The organism is Klebsiella sp. HN106 (assembly GCF_051209435.1).
In the GTDB taxonomy this organism is placed as follows: domain Bacteria; phylum Pseudomonadota; class Gammaproteobacteria; order Enterobacterales; family Enterobacteriaceae; genus Klebsiella; species Klebsiella oxytoca.
In genome coordinates, this window is sequence record NZ_JBLURD010000001.1 from 880,248 (window position 1) to 899,032 (window position 18,785).

The following is an 18,785-nucleotide window of genomic DNA, read 5'->3' on the forward strand; positions in this document are numbered from 1 at the left end:
TGGCAGCCTCCCGCACGATTCCAGGAATATACCGAATATCAGGCCTGCGCCAGCTTCGCCGCCAGCAGCGCCTTAAGTTCCGGGATACAAGAGCCACAGTTGGTGCCGCATTTGAGCTTTGCTCCCAGTGCGGCGGGCGTACGGCAGCCAGTGGCAATCGCTTCGTCTATCGCCCGTTCGCCCACGCTAAAGCAGCTACAGATAATGCGTCCGCGCGGTACCTCATCGCTACCCTTTCTGCCGCTCAATAATGCGTGACGCTGGGTAGCATTCGGCGGAGGGCTGCGAAACGCGGCGCTAATCCACTCGGCATCCACGCGCGGTTCGTTGACATCGCTCCACCAGCCGAGCATCAGCTCTTCCCCCTGCCACGCCAGCAGGTTCCAGATGCTACCGCCTTTGGCTGTCTGTAGTTGCCACCCTTTTCGCTGGCACCACTCAATAAGCCACTCGCGGGAGGCGATATCCCCCGCCAGCGAAAGATGAATGATTCCCTGCGCTGCCCGCCGCCGCCAGTGTAGTGAAGCGGGTAGCGGCACCGACAAGCGAGAAAAAAGCTCGCCTTTCCACGCTGGTAGCCAGGCAGCTATCGCCACTGCCGCCTGTTTACTTTCCGGCTGCCCGGAGTGCGGGTCAGTGACTGCAGACAGCAGGTTATTCACCCGTCCCTGGCGAGCAAACTGATCATTCCAGTGCATCGGCACAAACAGCGACCCGGGACGCTGGCCATTGCTGACAATCACTTTTGCTACCATCACCCCATTCGGTGAGCGCACCCGCGCCAGTTCGCCTTCCAGCAGCTGATAGCGCGTCGCGTCCGCTGGCGCGACTTCCACCACCGGCTCGTTAATATGCTGCATCAGACGCGGCACCGCGCCGGTGCGGGTCATGGTGTGCCACTGATCGCGGATCCGCCCGCTGTTGAGGATCAGCGGATAGAACGCATCGGTGACCGCCCGAGTGGGCTGCGGGGTCACCGGGATCATGCGCAATTTGCCGCTGCGGTGCCACCCCTTGAGCAAATCCCAGCTTGCCTGACTGCGGCTCACCGGCCAGCGCACCGGTTCCAGCGCCTCCCACGCTTCGCGGCTGAGATCCGCCAGTCCGCCGATATCAAATGCCCGCTGGCCATCATTTTCATATCCTGAAAGCGCGGCGTGTTCGCTGAACACCTCGTGCGGGTGCTGCCAGGCAAAAGCGGAGCCGAAGCCCAGCGCCTGGGCCACGCGGGCGACGATCCACCAGTCGGCTCTGGCCTCCCCCGGTGGCGCCATGAAAGCGCGCTGGCGTGAGATCCTTCGTTCGGAGTTGGTTACCGTGCCGCTCTTCTCTCCCCACGCCAGCGCGGGAAAGCGGATATGGGCAAAGCGTCCGGTATCGGTAGCGGCGGCGACGTCGGACACGATGACCAGCGGACAGGCCGCCAGCGCTTTGCTTACCGCATGGCTGTCCGGCAGCGACACTACCGGGTTGGTGCCCATAATCCACACCGCTTTCACCTCGCCGCGGCCAATGGCGGCGAACAGATCCACCGCCGCCAGCCCCGGCGTTTGCGCCAGACGTTCGGTCCCCCAGAAGCGCGCCAGACGCCGTAAATCGTCGGTTTCAAAGTTCATATGCGACGCCAGCATGGTCGCCAGTCCGCCCACCTCGCGCCCGCCCATGGCGTTAGGTTGTCCGGTCAGCGAAAAAGGCCCGCAGCCCGGACGCCCATATTTACCGCTCGCCAGGTGAACGTTAATGATAGCGTTACATTTATCGCTGCCGCTGGCGGACTGGTTAATCCCCATGGTATAGAGCGTGATGGCGCGGGGAGCGGCGATAAACTCGCTGTAGAAATCGGCGATCTGCTGTCGCGGCAGGCCGCAGAACTGCGCGACGTGGTTGATATCCCAGTCCTGCGCGATGGCCAGCGCCTGCGGCGCATCGCTAAAATCGCCGCAGATGTCGTCGCGGGCGGCAATGGCGTTCAACAGGCCGACAAACAGTCCGCCGTCGCTGCCGGGAGCCAGCGCCAGATGCATGTCCGCAATATCGCAGGTGGCGGTCCGACGCGGATCAATGACCACCACCCGCATCTGCGGATTGTCGCGCTTCGCCTGCGCCAGCCGCTGATAGAGTACCGGATGCGCCCAGGCGGCGTTCGACCCGACCAGCACCACCAGATCGCTGTTTTCCACGTCCTCATAGCTGCACGGCACCACATCAGCGCCCAGCGCCCGTTTGTAGCCGGTGACCGCTGAAGACATGCACAGCCGTGAATTAGTATCGATATTTGCCGCGCCGATAAACCCCTTCATCAGCTTATTGGCCACGTAGTAATCCTCGGTCAGCAGCTGGCCGGAGGCATAAAACGCCACCGCTTGCGGCCCGTGCTCGTCGATAATCTCCCGCAGACGCGAACCCGCCGCTGCCAGCGCCTGGGCCCAGGTCGCGCGACCGCCATCGACTTCCGGGAAGAGCAATCTTCCCGTCAGCCCGACGGTTTCGCCCAGCGCCGCCCCCTTCACGCACAGGCGGCCAAAGTTTGCCGGATGTTGTTCATCCCCGCGTACGGTAACCTGGCCGTCGGCATTCAGGCTGGCGATAATGCCGCAGCCGACCCCGCAATAGGGGCAAGTGGTCCTGGTTTCATTCATCACGAGGCCTCCGCGCGCGCCAGCAGCTGCTGGTTGCCAACCCATACTTTACCGTTCTCCACTTTTACCGGCCATGCGCGTACCGCCAGTTCGCCGTCGTCGCACTGGCGGCCATCGCGCAGGCGAATACGCTGCTTATACAGAGGTGAAATCACGATCGGTTCACCGCCCGCATCGCCCAGCAGGCCGCGCGAAAGAACGTTGGCCTCGCTGCCCGGTTCAAGATTATCGAGGGCATATACCTGATCGCCAAAGCGGAACAGCGCAATCTGCCGCTCGCCGAGCCGCGCGCCAATCCCCGCCTGCTGCGGGATGGCGTCGAGATCGCAAATGGCCTGCCACGGGCGGGACGGCAGCGCCGGTTCGGCCTGCGCCGCGAACGGGGCCAACTGCGGCTGGCCGCGCAGGGTTTGCCGCTGCACCGCTTCGTCCGGCTCATCGCTGTTCACGTAGGAGCGGAACAGCGCCAGCCGCTGCGGATCGTTAAGGGTGGTTTGCCATTCGCACTGGTAGCTCTCGACCACCCGCGCCATCTCCTGCTCCAGCTCTTCGCCGATGCCAAGGCTGTCTTCGAGGATAACCGCGCGCAGATAGTCGACGCCTCCCTCAAGATTATCCATCCAGGTACTGGTACGCTGCAGACGGTCGGCGGTACGAATATAGAACATCAGCAGCCGGTCGATACTGCGGATAAGGGTGGCTTCATCCAGATCGCTGGCGAACAGGTCGGCATGGCGCGGCTTCATACCGCCGTTGCCGCAAACGTACAGATTCCAGCCCTTCTCCGTAGCGATGACGCCAATATCCTTGCTCTGGGCCTCCGCGCATTCGCGGGTACAGCCGGAGACCGCCATTTTAATTTTGTGCGGCGCGCGCAGCCCCTTATAGCGATGTTCGAGGGTTACCGCCAGGCCGGTGGAATCCTGGACGCCATAGCGGCACCAGGTTGAACCCACGCAGGATTTCACCGTCCGCAGGGATTTGCCGTAGGCGTGGCCGGTTTCAAATCCCGCCTCGGCCAGCTCGCGCCAGATTGCCGGGAGCTGCTCCAGGCGCGCGCCGAACAGATCGATACGCTGGCCGCCGGTCACTTTACTGTACAGCTGATAGCGTTTGGCGATCTGGCCGATCGCAATCAGCCCGTCCGGCGTCACCTCTCCCGCCGCCATACGCGGCACCACCGAATAGGTGCCATCTTTCTGAATATTGGCGAAGTAGCGGTCGTTAGTGTCCTGAAGAGGCAAATGCGCTGGCTTCAGCAGATATTCATTCCAGCAGGAGGCCAGCACCGAGGCCGCCAGAGGTTTACAGATCTCACAGCCGTGACCGCGTCCATAGCGGGTAATAAGCTGTTCGAAGGTGCGAATATGGTTGACGCGTACCAGGTGATAGATCTCCTGCCGCGACCACGCAAAATGCTCGCAGATATCCTTTTTGACTTCAACGCCCTGCTCGGCAAGCTGATACTCCATCACCTGTTTTACCAGCGCGCTACAGCCGCCGCAGCCGGTCGCCGCTTTGGTGCAGCTTTTTATCGCCGCCATATCGCCCGCGCCGCCGTTCACCGCCTGGCAGATATCGCCTTTGCTGACGTTGTGACAGGAGCAAATCTGCGCGCTGTCCGGCAACGCCGCCACGCCGAGCGCTTTTGGCGCGCTGCCCTCCAGCGCCGGAAGGATCAGGCTTTCCGGGTGATTGGGTAAAGCCATACCGTTAAGCATCATCTGTAGCAGCGTGGCATAGTCGCTGGCATCCCCGACCAGCACCCCGCCGAGCAGTTTGTTGCCCTCCGCGCTGACTATAATTTTTTTGTAGATCTGCTGCGGCCCATCGGTCCACTGATAGCTCTGACAGCCCGGGGTGCGCCCCTGGGCGTCGCCGAACGAGGCGACATCAACGCCCAGCAGCTTCAGCTTAGTGCTCATATCCGCGCCGCTAAAGCAGCCTTCCTCGCCCGCCAGGGTAGCCGCTGCGGCGCGCGCCATCTGATAGCCAGGCGCCACCAGACCATAAATTTTGTTCTCCCACAGGGCACATTCGCCGATTGCCAGCACGTCCGGGTCGGAGGTACGACACTGGTTGTCGATACAAATCCCGCCGCGTTCGCCCACTTCCAGCCCGCCGCTGCGCGCCAGCCCGTCCTGCGGGCGAATACCGGCGGAGAACACCAGCATATCGGCCGCCAGCGAGCTACCGTCGGCAAAGTTCAGCTGTAGCCCCTGTTCGTTGCGAACAATCTCCGTCGTCGCCTTGCTGGTATGCACCCCGACGCCCAGTTGACTGATTTTTTCTCGCAGCATTGCCGCGCCGCCGTTGTCCAGCTGCACCGCCATCAGGTTCGGCGCAAACTCGACAACGTGAGTTTCCAGCCCCAACTGCTTCAGCGCGTTGGCCGCTTCCAGCCCGAGCAGCCCGCCGCCGATAACTACACCCCGTCGGGCGGTTGCGGCGCGGGCGGCAATCTGGTCGAGGTCGTCAAGCGTACGATAAACAAAACAGCCCTCGAGATGATGACCCGGCACCGGCGGAACAAACGGGTAAGACCCCGTCGCCAGCACCAGCTTATCCCAGTGGGTTTCGTGGCCGAAGGCATCGCGCACCACCCGCGCTTCGCGGTCGATGCTGGCGACCGATTCGCTCAGGCGCAGCTCAATACCGTGCTGAGCGAAAAAATCGCCCTCAACCAGCGACAGCGATTCTGCGCTGCGTCCGGTGAAATATTCAGTCAGATGAACCCGGTCGTAGGCGGCATAGCGTTCCTCGCAGAACACCACAATCCGATACCGTTGATGAAGGCGACGGTCGACGCATTGCTCAAGAAAATGGTGGCCGACCATACCGTGTCCGACCAGCACTAAAACAGGTTTTGTCATCATAATTTTTCCCGCAGCGCGCGGCTGCATCGTTGAAGAGGGATCGAAGAGCCACTCTGCCGGCGCCGGGGCATCCGCCCCCAGCAGAGCGGTGAGGGGCGCAGCGCTGCTGCAATCGCCCAGCAGCAGTACGCCGCGCAGCTTACCGTCGCGCAGCAGCAGGCGCCGGTAGTGGCGGTCCAGCGGGTCCCAGCTGATACAGCTTTCATCCTGTTCTGCGGCCCGCAGCTCGCCCGCGCTGAACAACTCGATACCGCTGACCTTCAGACGAGTGCCGCTATCCTGCCAGCAAAAATCTTCGCCTGGGGTAGCGCACAGGCGGGCAGCCAGCACCTCCGCCTGGCGCAGGCATGGCGCCACCAGCCCCCAGGTCCGACCGTCGATTTCACAGCACTCCCCGATGGCGCTGACGCCCGGCTGCACGGTTGCCAGCTGGCGGTCAACGAGGATTCCGCGGGCGCAGGCCAGCCCGCTGCGCTCGGCCAGCCGTTTGTTCGGCTGCACGCCGGTCGCCAGCACCACCCGCGAGGCGGCAAACGCGCGGCCGTCCTCCAGCCGCACCTGATGTGCATCAATAGCGGCGATACGGCTCTCCATCACGCAGCGAATCCCGCGATCGGCAAGCAGCATTTGCAGCTGCTCGCCGGCAAAAGCATCGATTTGCTGCTCCATCAGCCCGCTTCCGCGATGAAGTAAAGTGACACTGTCACCATAACGCCGCAGCGCCGCGGCGGCCTCTACGCCGAGTACGCCCCCGCCGATAACCACCGCCGGGCCGTCGATGGCCAGGATGCCCTCGACGTCCGCCAGAGTGCGGAAAGCAAAAACGTGCGGCTGCGTAATGCCCGGTAACGGCGGCACAAACGGTAGCGAGCCTGTGGCGAACACCAGTTCATCCCAGCTAACTACCCCTGCGGTGGTTTGCAGCGTACGGGCATGAATATCCACCGCCGTAACCGTCTCGCCGGCGCGTACCTTAACGTTATGCCGTTGATACCACGTCTCGGGCAGCAGTCTCGTCTCGCCTGCTGTTTTCTCTGCGCCCAGCACAGGCGACAGCTGAATGCGGTTATAGGCCTGGCCGGGTTCATCGCCGATAATGGTGATGCTAAACCGCTGCGCATCCCGTTCTACCAATGCCTGCGCCAGGCGCGTGGCCGCCATACCGTTACCAATAATCACCAGTTGCCGCGTCATCGCCGCCCCCTATGCCGCTTTCGGCTGTTTTTCATAGAGGAAGTGCAGGATCTGCTGACGCAGATGGTGATAACGGCTATCGTCCGCCAGCTGCACGCGATTGCGCGGGCGCGGCAGGTTAACATCGAGGATCTCCCCGACCGTCGCCGCCGGACCATTGGTCATCATCAGCACCCGGTCGGAAAGCAGCACCGCTTCATCAACATCATGGGTAATCATCACGATGGTAGTATTCAGCGACTGCTGAATCTGCATCACCGCGTCCTGTAAATGCGCCCGCGTCAGGGCATCAAGGGCGCCAAAGGGTTCATCCAGCAGCAGCACTTTCGGCTTCATCGCCAGCGCCCGGGCAATGCCAACGCGCTGCTTCATACCGCCGGATATTTCTCCCGGGCGCTTGTGCAGGGCGTGCCCCATCTGGACCCGTTCGAGGTTGTGCTCAATCCACTCTTTGCGCTCGCCTTTGCTCATGCTGCGGCGGAAGACCTGATCCACCGCCAGCGCAACGTTATCGAAGCAGGTCAGCCACGGCAGCAGAGAGTGGTTCTGAAACACCACCGCGCGTTCCGGGCCCGGCCCGGCGATTTCACGGTTATCACACAGCAGGCCGCCCTCCGTCGGCAAGGTAATCCCGGCAATCAGATTCAGCAGAGTTGACTTACCGCACCCTGAGTGACCAATCAGGCTGATGGTCTCCCCCTCGTAAATATCGAATGAGACATTCTGCAGTGCGAGGAATTCGCCGCTGGTGGTATTGAAACGCTGGCTGACGCCCTGGACCTGAATGAGTGGTTTCATCTGCGACTCCTTATTTATCCTGCCAGCTAAAACGACGGGCGAGCAGCATCAGCCCCTGTTCCAGCAGCAACCCGACCACGCCGATAATGACGATGGCAATGATGATGTTTTCAACGTTGAGGTTGTTCCACTCGTTCCAGATCCAGAAGCCGATCCCTAAGCCGCCGGTGAGCATTTCGGCGGCGACGATCACCAGCCAGGCGATACCAATCGAGAGACGAACCCCGGTCAGCACCGCGGGTAAGACCGCCGGAAAGAGGATCTTGCGCATCACCGTCCACTCGGAAAGCTGCAGCACGCGGGCCACGTTGAGGTAGTCCTCAGGAATACGCCGCACGCCCTCGGCGGTGTTAATAACCATCGGCCAGATCGAGCAGATAAAAATGGTCCAGCTCGAGGCCGGTTCCGCCTTCTGGAACAGCAGCAGGCCAATAGGCAGCCAGGCCAGCGGGCTGACCGGGCGCAGCAGCGCAATCAACGGGTTAAACATCCGGGCGAAGAATGGCGAACGACCGATCAGAAAGCCCAGAGGAATGCCCGCCAGCGCGGCAAGGCCAAACCCCACCGCCACGCGCTGCAGCGACGCCAGCACGTTCCAGCCGATCCCCATATCGTTCGGCCCGTCCTGATAAAACGGATCGGCAAAAAGGGTCAACGCGGAATCCAGCGTGCTGAGCGGCGTCGGGAAACCTTTGCTGTTTATTGCTGCCAGCTGCCAGCCCAACAGCAGCAATCCCAGCCCGAGCAGCGGCGGCAGCAGACGTTGGGTAGCATCGCGCAGCCAGCGGCTGAACGGAGGCGTGGTTTTGCGAACCTGCAGCGGAGCCAGGGTGATCACTTCGCCGGGCGCCTTTCCAGCGCTGGCCTGCGGTTGAGTTTTATATGCGTGTTTCATCTCATGCCCCTTTACGTTGAATCGCGAAACTGCTGGCATAGCCTTCCGGGTCGGCCCCATTCCAGACCTTGCCGTCGAGCAATGTGCTGCTGCGCATCGGCTGCTTCGGCGCGCCGATCCCGCCGACAGCCAGCGCCGCCTCTTTCCAGACGTCAATGCGATTAATGCGCTGCGCCACCGCCTGATAATCCGGCGACGCCTTCAACAATCCCCAGCGGCGGAACTGGGTCAAAAACCACATGCCGTCCGAGAGCCATGGAAAGCTCACCTCCCCCTGTTCGTAGAAGCGCATCGGGTGCGCATCCTGCCAGCGGCGACCGATACCATTGTCGTATGCGCCGAGCATGCGCCCGGTGAGGTACTGCTCTTTCGTGTTCAGCCACGCGCGTCTGGTGAGTATCCGCGCCGTTTCGCGAGTATTCTCCACGGAAGCATCAATCCAGCGTTGGGCCTCCATCAGCGCCGCCACCAACGCCCGAGCCGTATTCGGGTTACGCTCAACCCATTCGCTGCGGGTGCCGAGAATTTTTTCCGGATGTTCCGGCCAGATATCCTGAGAAGTGGCGACGGTGAAGCCGATGCGATCGTTAATGGCGCGCGCGTTCCACGGCTCGCCGACACAAAAACCGCTCATATTGCCGATACGCATGTTCATCACCATCTGCGGCGGCGGCACAACGACGGTGCGGATATCGTCGAAAGGGTTAATTCCACCGCTCGCCAGCCAGTAATAGAGCCACATCGCGTGGGTGCCGGTTGGAAAGGTATGGGCGAAGGTGTAGCTGCCCGGCGCCTGCTGGTCGATCCGTTTTTTCAGTCCGCCCAGGTCGGTGACGCCCTTCTCCTGCAGCTCGCTGGAGAGCGTAATCGCCTGCCCGTTGCGGTTAAGAGTCATCAGATTGGCCATCGCCTGGGGTTTACTGGCGATCCCCAGCTCAAGGCCGTAGAGCATGCCGTACAGAATGTGCGCGGCGTCCAGCTCTCCGGCAACCAGCTTGTCGCGCACTGCCGCCCAGCTGGCCTCCTTGCTCGGGACGAGGGTGATGCCGTACTTTTTATCGAATCCCTTTAGGGAAGCGATGGCTAAGGGGGCACAGTCGGTCAGCGGAATAAAACCCACCCGCACGGTGGTCTGTTCCGGCTTATCCGTCCCCGCCGCCCATGCCGCCTGCATCATGCCGGGCAGCAGCATCGCGCCGCCTAGCGCCGCCCCCGTCTGTAATAAACGCCGTCGTGAAATTGAAAACGTATCGCCCATATCTGCTCCAGAAACGCGCAAAAAAAAGCGCCCGGCGGTGCTTACGCACCGCAGGACGCCTTTATCCATGGACATACGCACCGCCATTGGCCCGCTGCCCAAAACCTTATTCACTCATTTTTTCTAATGCAAAGCAGATGCCAGATTTGCAGAAGGCCATATTGTGCGCTTTTGCTTAGCCAGCGGCCTTGCTATACGCAAAACGCTGCACCGTCGGCTGGCAATAAATGCTCGCTAATCGTGCAACTACTCCTTTGGGGTTGTCTGCCAGAGTGATTTTACCGTTAGCAGCGCACGGGCTATCTCCACCATCCGCTGGTTCTTATCCATCGCCATTTTTCGCAGCGTCTGCCAGGCCTGTTCCTCCGGCATCCCCTGATGGGTCATCAGCACGCTTTTCGCCTTCTCAATCAGTTTGCGCTCTTCAAGGGCTTCCTTTAACGATGCAAGCTGGCAGGAGAGTTGCTGAAGCTCAAGGGCCTGCTGGCGTACCAGCGGCAGCAGCTGTTTGTACAGCCGCAGGGCGATACTGTCCTCAGCCTCATCCCAGTTTGCGGGCGGCAACTGCATGCTCTGCTCTTCGCCTTCCAGCAGGGCGGCGGTGGCGTTGAGCAGGTCGACGATTAGCCGCTCTTCCACGCCACGGAGCTGCTCAAGGCGCTGGGTCTGTGCGCAAAACCAGCGGAGCGCCGTTTCTCCCTCGTCTACTGGAGGCTGGCGGGTACAGGCAACCCGCCGCAGCTGTTCAATCTCCAGGCTGGCCAGGCACTGGCTGGCAAACAGAGTGGTGAGGGGCGGATAGCTTAAGGCCTGAAAACTATCGAAACAGGGCTGCTGACCATCAATGCGGTCCACCAGTTGCTGACGCAGTTCATCGCTGAACTGCCCGCGGGCAAAGCCTAGCGCGCCCAGCGCACGTTCCTGTCCGGCCAGCTCTTTTCCCTGCATAAAGCTATAGAGCGCTACCATACGTCCAGCGATTTGCGGGTCGTCGATACTGTCATTGAGCTGCGGAACAATATTCAACAGATGGCGAATAATACGACTAAACTGCCCGGTCGCCTCTTCGGCAGGAATGTTCCGGGCGCGCACGCGTTGGCGCAGCGCCGCAAGCTGCGTCAAATACCACGCCGCGCAGGCAATGCGCCAGCAGAGCGCGCTGCTGGCGGCATCACGGGCGGGTTCCAGCGCGGCGTTGAAACGTGTGAATTGCTCATCGACCAGCGCCGCTGCCGCCCGGCACTCCGCCGAGTACAGTCTGCCGCCCGAGCACAGCCAGATATTCGACGCGCCGCGTTCGCACTGCAGCATATGCACCAGCGAACTTATCTCTCCTGCCAGCGACCCCAGCTGCGACAGCTGACGTAGCTGCTGTTTCTGGCGTCGCCGCGCGCGCACAAACCAGTCGACCACCTCAGGCCTATTGCCAGCCGTATTATTCATACCCCTCTCCCGGGTTAACGCTTTATACTTCAGCCAAGCAATAACCGTGCCTTATAGAAGGAGTCCTTATGCAACGTATTGTGATTATCGCTAACGGTGCCGCCTACGGCAGCGAATCTCTGTTCAACAGCCTGCGTCTGGCGATCGCCCTGCGCGAGCAGCAGTCCGACCTTGAACTCAAACTGTTTTTAATGTCCGATGCGGTCACCGCCGGCCTGCGCGGGCAGAAGCCAGCGGAAGGCTACAATATTCAGCAGATGCTGGAGATCCTCACCGCGCAAAATGTGCCGGTGAAGCTGTGTAAAACCTGTACCGATGGCCGGGGGATCAGCGCGCTGCCGCTGATTGATGGCGTGGAGATTGGCACCCTCGTTGAGCTGGCGCAGTGGACGCTGGCGGCGGATAAAGTCCTGACCTTCTAAAAATCCCCGCGCTCACGGGATTAAATATTAAGCTGGCGGCGTTTACTAATCGAAAACAATGCCAGCTGAAAGCTTTCAGGCACAACGTCATTTTTGTTTAATCTTTATTCTTTTTTTTGATCAAAATCAGCATCCGCATCCCTCCCCTTTGGTGTTATGCACAGAGCAAAGTGTGAACAATATCACGCGGGTTAATGGGCTGGCAGGATGCTGTAGACAGAAACGGGGTTAAGATTAAATGGCAATGGTAAAAGCAAGTTTGACGTTGTTTGGCGGTGACACATTGGTGGTGCGTTGTTCTGAACGCTGCCATATTCACCTGATGAGTGCCAAAGTGCCTGGCGATAGTCACGCTGATGTTCTGAGCGTACAGGACAGAGATAGCGCGTATCTGACCGTGCCTTACAGCGGCACCTGGAACGTTCTCATCGACAGCCACAGCCAGTCGCTGGAACACTCTATCAGCTACGTTCCCGCCTGATAGCAAACGCCCGGGTCTCCCCGGGCGATTCATTCTTACGCCAGCCCCGGCTGGCTATTCTCCCCAAGCAGATGACGTACCTTACCGACTAAATCGTCGAGGCAAGCGTCGTGCATGCCGAGTTTGCGCAACTCCTGATCGAGCGCGAACAGATACTGAGCGTTGGTACCAAGCGGCCCGCTGGCGCGCGCTATCAGCGGCGCAATCACCTGCGCGCTGGTGTCCGCCTCAAACAGCGGATGTCGCGGGTCCATAATAAAGACCAGCGCATTGACGGTGCGACCATCGTCAAGCTCCAGCTTACACCAGGTCGGCAGGTAGCAGCCGGTGATCATCTCCCGCTTCCACAGCAGCGTCAGCTCTTCTTCCAGCGATTCATCGGGCAGGCGGTAGGCGACGCCGGTCGTGCGCCCACCTTCTTTCAGCGCCAGCATGCGGCCCGGCTGCATGGCGCTACCGCGCCCGGCGGTGAGCCGCAAACAGAACGCGCGGTGCCAGCCCGGTAGCGTACCGGTACAGGATTCGCGATATTCCAGCGCCGGATTCCACATTAGCGAACCGTAACCAAAGATCCACACCGAGCCGTCATCCGGACGACAGGCCAGGGTCGCCGCCAAAGAGGCGGCCCGTTGTTCTGCCGACCAGAGAAGCGATTCCTCAATAGCGCCAAACGCCGTTTTACAATCTGCATTCAGTAAGAAATCACGAGTTAACACTGTCTACTACCTCCGCCACTGCCCGCTTCCGGCGATTATCTGGTGCCATCCGTGAAGTATTGCCGAATTATTATCCAGCTTTATTCGACAATAAGCAATGAACGGGCCGCGGGCAAGCGGACAGTCAGCGGAGGCCGCGGCAAAAGGTATTATTTCTTCTTATGCCACTTATCATCCTCACCTTTTTGATATTCATTTTTCACCGCTGCCCAGGCCACTTTATGCGCCGTCTCTTCGCGGCTGGCGTCATCACGCCGGTCCTCTTTATGTTTATACTGCTCCCAGGCGCTATTAAAGGCTTCTTTGTAAATCTCCTGGGCGTGGGCGGGCAGTACGTGCTGAACGCTGTCGGGCAATTCACTTTTGTTGCTATAGGGCATGGCAACCTCCGGTTTAAGGGTGAATAGTGAGTCTGGTAGAGGATCAACCGGCTGGCAAGGCGACAGATAAATGAGAAAGATGTTTTAGTAATTATCTGAATAATAAATACAAAAAAATAGTAACCGCAGTTTATGGCAATCTATCACTTTTACAGGACTATAGTGGTAAATTTAAGTAAAAAAACAAATTAGTTTAATCAATGTCTGTTATTTTATTAACTTACGATATCTATAATTATAACACCTGCATAGCTGGAGATAATTCATGACCGATGCACATGAGGCGGTAAAAACCCGCCACAAGGAGACCTCCCTCGCCTTTCCGGTTCTGGCGCTGGCGGTGCTGTTCTTCTGGGGAAGCAGCCAGTCACTGCCAGTGGTCGTTGCGATTAATATTCTGGCGCTGGTCGGCATACTAAGCAGCGCCTTTAGCGTCGTCCGCCACGCCGACGTGCTGGCCCACCGCCTTGGCGAACCTTACGGATCGTTAATTTTAAGCCTCTCAGTGGTGATTCTTGAAGTCAGCCTGATTTCCGCATTAATGGCTACCGGCGACGCAGCGCCGACTCTGATGCGCGATACGCTTTATTCGATCATTATGATTGTTACCGGCGGGCTTGTCGGTTTCTCTTTACTGCTGGGCGGGCGCAAATTCGCCACCCAGTATATGAATCTGTTCGGGATTAAACAGTACCTTATCGCCCTCTTTCCGCTGGCGATAATCGTTCTGGTCTTCCCGATGGCGCTGCCCGGGGCCAACTTTACCACCGGCCAGGCGCTGCTGGTGGCGCTGATCTCCGCCGCTATGTACGGCGTCTTCTTGCTGATTCAAACGAAAACGCACCAGAGCCTGTTTGTTTACGAACATGAGGATGACGGCGACGACGATGACCCGCATCACGGCAAACCGTCGGCGCACAGCAGCAAGTGGCACACCGCCTGGCTGCTGATACATCTGGTTGCGGTTATTGCGGTCACTAAAATGAATGCCAATCCGCTGGAGACGCTGTTGACCAGCATGAACGCTCCCGTTGCCTTTACCGGCTTCCTGGTGGCGCTGCTGATCCTCTCCCCGGAGGGCCTTGGCGCGCTGAAGGCCGTATTAAACAATCAGGTCCAGCGGGCGATGAACCTGTTTTTCGGTTCCGTGCTGGCCACCATTTCCCTGACCGTACCAGTAGTGACGCTTATCGCCTTCCTCACCGGTAACGAACTGCGTTTTGGCCTTGGCGCCCCGGAGATGGTCGTGATGGTCGCCTCGCTGCTGCTGTGCCAGATATCGTTCTCTACCGGACGCACCAATGTGCTGAACGGTGCGGCGCATCTGGCGCTGTTCGCTGCCTACCTGATGACCATTTTTGCCTGAGCCTCCCCCGGCGGCGTCATGCCGTTCGGGGAGATCAAAAAAGCCTGCCGGTTGTAAAACCGGCAGGCTTTTGTCGTTTCAGCGGCGATTACTTGCTGGTATCGAGCTCATCAAAGCTTTTAACGAGATCGTCGATGGCTTTCATCTGCTTGAGGAACGGCTCCAGTTTATCCAGCGGCAGCGCGGAAGGACCGTCGCATTTCGCGTGCTCCGGATCCGGATGCGCTTCAATAAACAGGCCCGCGATCCCAACCGCCATCCCGGCGCGCGCCAGTTCGGCAACCTGAGCGCGACGGCCGCCGGAGGCCGCGCCAAACGGGTCGCGGCACTGCAGGGCGTGGGTAACGTCGAAGATAACCGGTGAGTTATTGGAGGCTTTTTTCATCACCCCAAAGCCCAGCATATCGACGACCAGGTTGTCGTAGCCGAAGTTTGCGCCGCGATCGCAAAGGATCACTTTGTCGTTGCCGCCTTCGATAAACTTATCGACGATATTGCCCATCTGGCCCGGACTCACGAACTGCGGTTTTTTCACGTTGATAACCGCGCCGGTTTTCGCCATCGCTTCAACCAGATCGGTCTGACGGGCGAGGAACGCTGGCAGCTGAATAACATCCACCACGTCAGCGACCGGCTGCGCCTGGCTGGCTTCGTGAACGTCGGTGATTATTTTCACGCCGAAAGTCTGTTTCAACTCCTGGAAAATCTTCATCCCTTCTTCCAGACCCGGCCCGCGATAGGAGTGGATGGAAGAACGGTTAGCTTTATCAAAAGAGGCTTTGAACACGTAAGGAATGCCCAGCTTCTGCGTAACGGTCACGTAGTGTTCGCAGATACGCATCGCAAGATCGCGGGACTCCAGCACGTTCATGCCGCCAAACAGCACGAATGGCAGGTCGTTTGCTACGTTGATATCACCAATGCTAACCACTTTTTGTTTCATAAGTTCGCCTTATCAGGGTGTAACCGGAATGGTTTCAGACTAAAGCCTATCCAATCAGGACTATTTTACTTGCCATTTTGGACCTGGGCAGTGCTCGACAAAATACGAAAGTATTTTGAACGCCCTTCAGGGCGGCCCGGAGGGCGAGCGTCGCGAGTCAATCCTCACGTACTACGTGTACGCTCCGGTTTCTGCGCGCTGTCCGTGTCCAAACTGGCTGCGCCAGGAACGCCTGCTGGGATTGGCTTTAATGCAATGTAATTTGTTTGTGCGAAATGGTGTTGATCTGCGCGCGGATCATCTCGCTGATGGGATCCTCCGGGCACTGTTCAACGAAGTAATTAAGGTCCTGCAGCGCCACGTGATCGCAATCCAGCTGGGCGTATATCAGCCCCCGGTCGCGAATTTCGTACGGGTCTTCCGGATTGAACTGCAGCAGCGCTTCGCTGGTCCGTAGCGCCAGCTCCATCTGCCGCTCTTCCATCAGCGCCGATTTAAGGGTATCGAGCAGCTTGCGGATCACCTCCGCGTTATCCGCTTCATCAAGGTCTTCGTTAAACAGCTCGGCAACCGGGCTAATATTGCCCTTCAGCCACACTTCCAGCGTATGCTCGTTGAGCGTTTCGCCGTTAAACGGATTAATGAGCCACATCTCCTCGCTCTCTTCAGGGTCGGCGCGAAGCAGCATCTGGGTCGGGAAAATCACCGGCACCACCGGTAGCGCCAGACGCTGAGCAATCCACAGCAGGATCGCGCCTAACGACACCGCGCTACCCTGGCGATTATTCAACACTTTATCAAGCCATAGCACGTCGGACAGACGGTATACGCCGCGCGAATCGCTAAAGCCCCAGTCATTGTAGAAAAGCTCCAGCAAACGCTCTATCTGGCGCTCCTGGTCCCACGAGGAGGCAATCTCCTCACGCGCCAGGGCCAGCAGCCGCTCCAGCTCATCCTGCACATAGTGCGTCGGAAAATCGTCGCGGATTAATTCAGAAATGAGGACCATGCCGTCACATAACGGCGCTTTATTAAATTCGAAATCAGCTAACGACCTCATGCCTTACCCCAGTAACGGTGTTCTTGTGATGGCGAGTTGAATAATGATAAACAACACCACCAGGGCCAGCAGAAAGGCGACAAACCGGCTCTGCTGACTGCGCGGACGACGACGGCCCAGCGCGATAAATCCCAATGCGATATAAATGATAACGCCAAACAGCTTCTCAGTCAGCCATGTACCCTCTTCGGTAAACGGCAGATAGTGCGTTATTGCCATTAATCCGGCGCCGCTGAGAAACAGCAGCGTATCGCTGCAGTGCGGCGCGATGCGAACCCAGCGCTGGTCGAGCCGGCGATTGCCGCTCCAGTGCCACCAGTAGCGCAGGACAAACAGGCTGACCGAGACCACCACGCAGGCGATATGCAGATACAGGACAGCGTTAAACAGATTCATACGCCTCCTGATATTGCCCGAGCGTCAGACGCTCGTTGTCGCCGTAGTCGCGGCAGGTAGCAATATTGCCATAACCCGCCTCGCGAAAGATTGCGCGCACCGCTTCCCCCTGCTTCCAGCCGTGTTCCAGCAGCATCAAACCGCCGGGAGTCAGGAAGCGGCGGCCTTCGCGAATGATGTAAGCCAGATCGGCGAGGCCGCCATCGGCGGCGACCAGCGCCGTTTTTGGCTCAAAGCGCACATCGCCCTGTGCAAGATGCGGGTCGGTTTCATCAATATAGGGTGGATTACTGACGATGATGTCGAACGGCTGTGCGCCGAGCGCGCTATACCAGTGGCTTTGCAGCACGGTAACGTTCTTGATGGCGAGGTGCTCAACGTTACGCGCCGCCAGCGCAACCGCATCGGGCATAAAGTCAACGGCGGTGACGTGGCAATCGGGGCGTTCGCTGGCCAGCGCCAGAGCGATAGCGCCGGTGCCGGTACCGAGATCGAGAATGCGGCACGGCTTGCCGGGTAACCGCATCAGCGTCTGCTCAACAAGGCATTCGGTATCCGGACGGGGGATCAGCGTGGCCGGAGAAACGAACAGCGGCAGCGACCAGAATTCGCGCTGGCCCACCAGGTGAGCCACCGGCTCGCCCCGTGCGCGACGGCTCAGCAGCGTTTCCAGCTCGACGGCCTGCTCCGCCGTCAGCGCCGTTTCGCCAAAGGCGAGAATATAGGTCCGCGCTTTGCCGGTCACGTGACCCAGCAGGATTTCGGCATCCCGGCGCGGGCTTTCACTTTGGCTCAGACGAGCGATGGCCTGCGTCAGCCACTGCTGAAAAGTCATCATTCCTGCTCGGAAAGGGCTGCCAGCTGATCGGCCTGATACTCCTGAACGATCGGCTCAATCAGCATATCCAGCTTGCCTTCCATCGCTTCATCCAGACGGTAAAGCGTCAGGTTGATGCGGTGATCGGTCACGCGGCCCTGCGGATAGTTATAGGTACGGTTACGATCGCTGCGATCGCCGCTGCCCAGCAGGTTACGGCGCTCGGAGGCTTCCGCCTGCTGGCGTCTGGAGACTTCCGCGGCGCGGATACGCGCGCCAAGTACCGATAGCGCTTTGGCTTTGTTTTTATGCTGGGAACGCTCATCCTGGCATTCGACGACAATGCCGGTCGGCAGGTGGGTAATACGAATTGCCGAGTCGGTGGTGTTAACGTGCTGACCGCCCGCGCCGGAGGAGCGGAAGGTATCGATGCGCAGGTCGCTCGGGTTGATATCCGGCATTTCGGCTTCCGGGAGCTCCGGCATCACCGCCACGGTGCAGGCGGAGGTGTGGATACGCCCCTGGGATTCGGTGGCCGGGACGCGCTGAACGCGATGGCCGCCGGATTCGAACTTCAGTCGTCCATAGACGCCGTCGCCGCTGATTTTGGCAATCACCTCTTTGAAGCCGCCGTGCTCGCCTTCGTTGGCGCTCATGATTTCCACGCGCCAGCGGCGTGATTCCGCGTAACGGCTATACATACGGAACAGATCGCCCGCGAACAGCGCCGCTTCATCACCGCCGGTGCCGGCACGAACTTCAACAAACGCGTTACGCTCGTCGTCCGGATCTTTTGGCAACAGCAGAACCTGCAGCTGCTGCTCCATCTGCTCACCCTTTTCTTTCGCTTCGCGCAGCTCTTCCTGCGCCATTTCGCGCATCTCCGGATCGTCGAGCATCATCTGCGCGGCTTCAATATCATCCTGCAGCTGACGCCAGTCGGTATAGCAGCGCGCGACGTCGCTCAGCTGCGCGTATTCGCGCGACAACGCGCGAAATTTATCCTGATCGGCGATGGTTGCGGCATCGCCGAGGAGCGCCTGAACTTCCTCATGGCGTTCATAGAGGGCTTCCAGTTTGGCAACAATAGAAGGCTTCATA

At 59.4% G+C, this 18,785-nt stretch carries 16 protein-coding genes; 3 read left to right on the forward strand and 13 right to left on the reverse strand.

Going from position 1 to position 18,785, the window contains the following annotated elements; translation table 11 throughout:
• Window positions 1-38 precede the first annotated feature (38 nt).
• From ACSIPU_RS04185 to nasR, 6 genes are all read right to left on the reverse strand, one after another.
• Window positions 39-2,639, reverse strand: coding sequence for a nitrate reductase (locus tag ACSIPU_RS04185; protein ID WP_032745168.1), 2,601 nt, complete (start codon window positions 2,637-2,639; stop codon window positions 39-41).
• On the reverse strand, window positions 2,639-6,709 hold the full coding sequence (nirB, locus tag ACSIPU_RS04190; RefSeq protein ID WP_196557506.1) for a nitrite reductase large subunit NirB: 4,071 nt from the start codon (window positions 6,707-6,709) through the stop codon (window positions 2,639-2,641). Before nirB ends, ACSIPU_RS04185 begins: the two co-directional genes overlap by 1 nt.
• Window positions 6,710-6,718: 9 nt before the next feature.
• Window positions 6,719-7,507, reverse strand: coding sequence for an ABC transporter ATP-binding protein (locus ACSIPU_RS04195; RefSeq protein ID WP_016808835.1), 789 nt, complete (start codon window positions 7,505-7,507; stop codon window positions 6,719-6,721).
• A gap of 10 nt (window positions 7,508-7,517) precedes the next feature.
• The gene (gene ntrB / locus ACSIPU_RS04200) at window positions 7,518-8,402 is read right to left on the reverse strand and encodes a nitrate ABC transporter permease (protein ID WP_024274369.1); all 885 of its coding nucleotides are present in this window, start codon (window positions 8,400-8,402) and stop codon (window positions 7,518-7,520) included.
• Between the two features lies 1 nt (window position 8,403).
• A complete protein-coding gene (locus ACSIPU_RS04205) occupies window positions 8,404-9,660 on the reverse strand; it encodes a CmpA/NrtA family ABC transporter substrate-binding protein (protein WP_024274370.1) in 1,257 nt (418 codons plus the stop codon).
• Window positions 9,661-9,906: 246 nt separating this feature from the next.
• A complete protein-coding gene (gene nasR, locus ACSIPU_RS04210) occupies window positions 9,907-11,103 on the reverse strand; it encodes a nitrate regulatory protein NasR (protein WP_024274371.1) in 1,197 nt (398 codons plus the stop codon).
• 68 nt (window positions 11,104-11,171) lie between these two features.
• Between nasR and ACSIPU_RS04215 the strand changes: the two genes are divergently transcribed.
• Window positions 11,172-11,525: a DsrE/DsrF/TusD sulfur relay family protein gene (locus tag ACSIPU_RS04215; protein WP_004103141.1), complete on the forward strand. Its 354-nt coding sequence runs from the start codon at window positions 11,172-11,174 to the stop codon at window positions 11,523-11,525.
• A 238-nt stretch (window positions 11,526-11,763) separates the two neighbouring features.
• On the forward strand, window positions 11,764-12,006 hold the full coding sequence (locus tag ACSIPU_RS04220) for a DUF1883 domain-containing protein (RefSeq protein WP_004103142.1): 243 nt from the start codon (window positions 11,764-11,766) through the stop codon (window positions 12,004-12,006).
• 35 nt (window positions 12,007-12,041) lie between these two features.
• Here the strand turns inward: ACSIPU_RS04220 and ACSIPU_RS04225 are convergent, their stop codons facing one another.
• Entirely contained in the window at window positions 12,042-12,722 is a 681-nt protein-coding gene (locus ACSIPU_RS04225) for a gamma-glutamylcyclotransferase (RefSeq protein ID WP_004103143.1), read from the reverse strand.
• 149 nt (window positions 12,723-12,871) lie between these two features.
• Entirely contained in the window at window positions 12,872-13,102 is a 231-nt protein-coding gene (gene chaB, locus ACSIPU_RS04230) for a putative cation transport regulator ChaB (protein WP_004103144.1), read from the reverse strand.
• Between the two features lie 265 nt (window positions 13,103-13,367).
• Here chaB and chaA point away from each other — a divergent pair, with 265 nt between their 5' ends.
• Window positions 13,368-14,468: a sodium-potassium/proton antiporter ChaA gene (gene chaA, locus ACSIPU_RS04235; RefSeq protein WP_004113666.1), complete on the forward strand. Its 1,101-nt coding sequence runs from the start codon at window positions 13,368-13,370 to the stop codon at window positions 14,466-14,468.
• An 88-nt stretch (window positions 14,469-14,556) separates the two neighbouring features.
• Here the strand turns inward: chaA and kdsA are convergent, their stop codons facing one another.
• From kdsA to prfA, 5 genes are all read right to left on the reverse strand, one after another.
• The gene (gene kdsA / locus ACSIPU_RS04240) at window positions 14,557-15,411 is read right to left on the reverse strand and encodes a 3-deoxy-8-phosphooctulonate synthase (protein WP_004103146.1); all 855 of its coding nucleotides are present in this window, start codon (window positions 15,409-15,411) and stop codon (window positions 14,557-14,559) included.
• A 247-nt stretch (window positions 15,412-15,658) separates the two neighbouring features.
• Entirely contained in the window at window positions 15,659-16,471 is an 813-nt protein-coding gene (gene sirB1 / locus ACSIPU_RS04245) for an invasion regulator SirB1 (protein ID WP_004103147.1), read from the reverse strand.
• A 3-nt stretch (window positions 16,472-16,474) separates the two neighbouring features.
• Entirely contained in the window at window positions 16,475-16,867 is a 393-nt protein-coding gene (gene sirB2 / locus ACSIPU_RS04250; protein ID WP_004103148.1) for an invasion regulator SirB2, read from the reverse strand.
• Window positions 16,854-17,702, reverse strand: coding sequence for a peptide chain release factor N(5)-glutamine methyltransferase (prmC, locus tag ACSIPU_RS04255; protein WP_024274372.1), 849 nt, complete (start codon window positions 17,700-17,702; stop codon window positions 16,854-16,856). The genes sirB2 and prmC overlap by 14 nt, the downstream gene beginning before the upstream one ends.
• Entirely contained in the window at window positions 17,702-18,784 is a 1,083-nt protein-coding gene (gene prfA, locus ACSIPU_RS04260) for a peptide chain release factor 1 (RefSeq protein WP_004103150.1), read from the reverse strand. Before prfA ends, prmC begins: the two co-directional genes overlap by 1 nt.
• Window position 18,785: the final 1 nt, after the last annotated feature.